Genomic DNA, 4139 nt, shown 5'->3' with positions numbered 1-4139 from the left:
CCTGATAATACCATTATAGAATTTCCCGTGATTTTAAACCAGCATAAGAGAAAACAAAAAAAGAGATTTCCCGTAAAACTTATTCGTTTTGGGAAACCCCGTGACTTCTTAGACTATCTATTTAATTAATAGAATTTAATCTTTCTTTTTAAATTATAGGATGTTATGTAATTAGTAGAAGATATGAAAGAACTGTTTATAGAGATTAAAAGAAATTTTTTGGCATAGAGTAGAACTGATAGAATCAATATGATAAAATCAATTATATAAGTAAATTGGAGGTATTTTCAATTGGAAATATCAGATTTTTATATGACATTACCATATGATTTATCAGGTGCTAGAAGTAAGAATAGATTTTGTATTGAACTATTATGGGGAATTAGCAAAATATTAGATATTTATGATGAAGATGATTTTACTATTGTTTTTGATTACTTTTGTGATATTGAAATTCACTGTAAAGATAAGCTTGAATTTTATCAATTGAAGTCACATATGGGAATCAAAAAGTACATAATTAACGATTTGGCGAACCCTGGTAAAAAGAAAAATTCAATATTAGGTAAATTATTTATATTAGAAAAAGATAATGAAATGAATGTAAAACTTGCTATAGTTTCAAATGGATATTTACGAGATAATAGTATTATAAAAGAAGAGTTTAAAGAAATAGAACTTAATGATTTAAGTGAAAAAAGTAAAACGAAAATTAAAGATTTAATTCAAACTGAGCTTAAATTAGATGAAGTGAATTTATCAGCAGTATTTTTTATTCACATAGATATGAATTTGAAAGATCCAGGAAGTGAGATAAAAGGAAAGTTGATTACAAAATTTGAAAAAATAAAGGGTTGTGAACCAAAAAAGCCTAATGCACTTTATAGATTTATTTATGATACGGTTAGACAAAAAGCTTGCTATGAATTTTCATGTGAAGATTATGATAAAATGTTATCATTGAAAGGTATGTCAAAAGCTGATTTTGAAAGGATACTAAACTTATTTGTGGATAATATTGATAAAAGTGTATAATTGACAAAAACTTATATTGAATTTTTAAAGGGAATATAAAAAAAGGATAGAAATTAGCTTCTTTACAGGATATATACTATTACAATAAAAAATGTTATAATTATTTTTGATGAAAAGGAGGTTTATTATGTTAGATTTATCTAAAATAAGAGTTGATGAGTCAAAGGATATTGATCCTAGGACTATATTTAACAATTTACCACATAAGAAATCTAAATATGGATATTTGAGAGATGTACAATCTGAGGTTCTTGATTCTTGGTTCTTAAATAGGGATAATTTAGATAATATAATAAAGATGAATACAGGAAGCGGAAAGACTGTAGTGGCACTTTTAATACTTCAAAGTTGTCAAAATGAATTAGATGAAAGGTGTGTTTATGTTGTACCAGATAAATATTTGGTTAGTCAAGTAATAGAAGAAGCAAATAACTTAGGTATAAAAGCAACCAGCAATATTAACGATTATAATTTTTCTCAAAAAAAAGCAATTCTTGTGACTACTATTTATAGTTTAATAAATGGGTTATCAAAATTTGGAATTAGTCCTAGCAGTATTGATGTAGGTACATTTTTAATTGATGATGTCCATTCTTGTGTGAACAAAGGTATAGAGCAATCTACAATAAATATTTCAAGAGATGAGAATTCTGAGTTGTTTAATAGCATTCTTCATCTATTTTATGAAGACTTAAAAAATCAAAATCATGCTAATTTAGTAAAAATACGCGAAAACGATTATACAGCTAATCCAATGCTTATTCCATATTGGAGTTGGCAAAAAAATTCTAACGCGATTTTAGAACTTTTATATAAATATCATGATAATTTTAAGTTTAATTTACCCTTAATAGAAAATATACTAACTTTGTGTTATTGTAGTATAACTTATAACAAAATACAGATAACAGCAAAATGTTTACCAATTCATAAGATTACTAAGTTTTATCATGCAAAAAGACGTATATATATGTCAGCAACATTAAATGATGATAGTGTTCTTGTCACAAATTTTGATATAAATATGGAAAATATTAAAACTGTGATTTCTCCAAAAAAGTCAAATGATATAGGTGATAGAATGATTTTATTCCCACAAGGGTTAAATCCAAATATTACTGATGAAGAAATCAAAAAGTATTTAGTGACAAAATCAAAAGAAATAAGAGTGATGATACTTGTTCCCTCATTTCAAAGAGCATCATTTTGGAGTGATGTTTCAGATAATACATACACTGGAGAAACAATAGATACAATAAGGGATAAAAAGAGAGGATTAGATGTTTTAGTTAATAGATATGATGGTATTGATTTGGCTAATGATGCTTGTAGGTTATTGGTAATTGATGGTTTGCCTGAATATCAAAGTTTATATCAAACTATTAAATCTTCATGTATTAGTAATTCTAAATTCATCATAAAAGAGAAAATTCAAATTATTGAGCAAGGAATGGGTAGAGGAGTTAGATCTAATGTTGATTATTGTGGAATTTTATTGATGGGGAAAAAATTAATAGATGTTTTATATAATCAAGGAGGAACATCCTATTTCAGTAATGCTACTAAAAAACAAATTGAATTATCTAATCAAATAAGTGAGCAATTAATAAATGAATCATTAGAAAATATTGTATCAAATTTTGATTATTGTTTAACACAAGATGCAAGATGGGTAGAGTTAAGCAAAAGGAATATAAGCTCAGTGTTTAGTGATTCTAATTTACATATCTCTAGTGAATCAATAGCATTAAGAAATGCATTTAATATGTGTTTAGTACGTGATTATACAAGTTTACAATCTATTTTTAATGAATTATTAAATGGAATGGAACAAAATGATTTTTATGGTTGGTTATCTCAAGAAAAAGCTGAATATATAAATTTTCAAAGTCCATCGGACGCACAGAAGATACAGTTAAAAGCTAAAAATTTGAATAAACAGTTATTATTTCCTATTTCTGGAATAGAGTTAACTCCTAGAACAAATAAAAATATAAATCAAATAAATAATATTATACAATATCGAAGACAATTTGCGGATAACAATGCGTATATAATAAAAGTTCAATCAATTTTATACGATTTAAGATTTATTCCTGATTCCATTGATCATAACGCTCCTAATAAATTTGAAGAAGCGATAAAAGAATTGGGGTTGTTATTAGGATTCGGGTCTTCAAGACCAGAAAGAGAAATAGGTGATGGTGGACCAGATAATTTGTGGAATATCAATTCTTGTTTATCTATTATTATCGAATGTAAAAGTGGAACAAAAACTGAATTAATTTCAAAAAATGATTGTGGTCAATTACTCTCTTCTATGCAATGGTTTGAGACAAAAGTAAATAATCCAGAAATAAAAGGATTACCTGTTTTAATACATCATTCAAAAATATTTGCTAAAGATGCAAATCCTAATGAATTGATGAAAATTATTACACCAATAAAATTGCAAGAATTGGTTGAAAATGTTGGTTTATTTTGTAAAGAAGTAAATAATCACCCTGAAGATGAGTCGTTTCTTTTGGAATTAGTTAATAAATACTTCTTTAATAAAAATATAATTAGTAAATATTCAGAATCTTTCTTGATTAATGAATAATGTTTATGATTTAGTGAATTGAGAAATTCTATTCAGTATTAATATTAAAAAAGCAAATGTTTATTTAATAAATTGAAATATAAAAATACAAACAGAATGAATTAAAGTCTATATGAGTTAATCTTATGTATTTTTTGATAGATAAAGTTTATCTATAATATTAAGATAAATATTCGATTATTTTGTACTATACAAGAATTTATTGTTTGTAGATCAAAGCGTTACAAACAAATGATTTTTAATATTATAGATGATTATGCTTTGATCTCAGCAGAGGTTATGATGTACAACATATTGAAAAAATTAGGGAGATTGTCATATCAAAAAATATTGATTAAACCAATTTTCTTTCAATTAATTTTAGTAAAATTACAATATTTAAAAAGGTAATCTAAAATAACACGGGGTTGTGGGGTTTTGGATTATAAGAAATTGTGGGAAGGCTGTTCTTCCCACAATTTTAAAACTGTATAGGAGAATCATGATCTGATGATGGGTCATG

At 25.7% G+C, this 4139-nt stretch carries 2 protein-coding genes; both read left to right on the top strand.

Going from position 1 to position 4139, the window contains the following annotated elements; genetic code table 11:
• Positions 1-291 precede the first annotated feature (291 nt).
• Positions 292-1035 carry a dsDNA nuclease domain-containing protein gene (locus tag B5E75_RS14005; protein WP_087360536.1) on the top strand — a complete coding sequence of 248 codons (744 nt, stop codon included), beginning with the start codon at positions 292-294 and terminating at the stop codon, positions 1033-1035.
• Positions 1036-1162: 127 nt separating this feature from the next.
• Entirely contained in the window at positions 1163-3637 is a 2475-nt protein-coding gene (locus tag B5E75_RS14000) for a DEAD/DEAH box helicase family protein (RefSeq protein WP_162607714.1), read from the top strand.
• The last annotated feature ends 502 nt before the right edge of the window (positions 3638-4139 follow it).

The organism is Massiliimicrobium timonense (genome assembly GCF_002160865.1).
In the GTDB taxonomy this organism is placed as follows: Bacteria; Bacillota_I; Bacilli_A; order Erysipelotrichales; family Coprobacillaceae; genus Allocoprobacillus.
The sequence above is the reverse complement of the archived record's forward strand: the minus strand, read 5'-3'. Positions and strand labels throughout refer to the sequence as shown.

What these genes read in the sequence shown, in the direction of transcription:
- B5E75_RS14000 (WP_162607714.1), top strand. Translation starts at nt 1,163, where the DNA reads ATGTTAGATTTATCTAAAATAAGAGTTGATGAGTCAAAGGATATTGAT.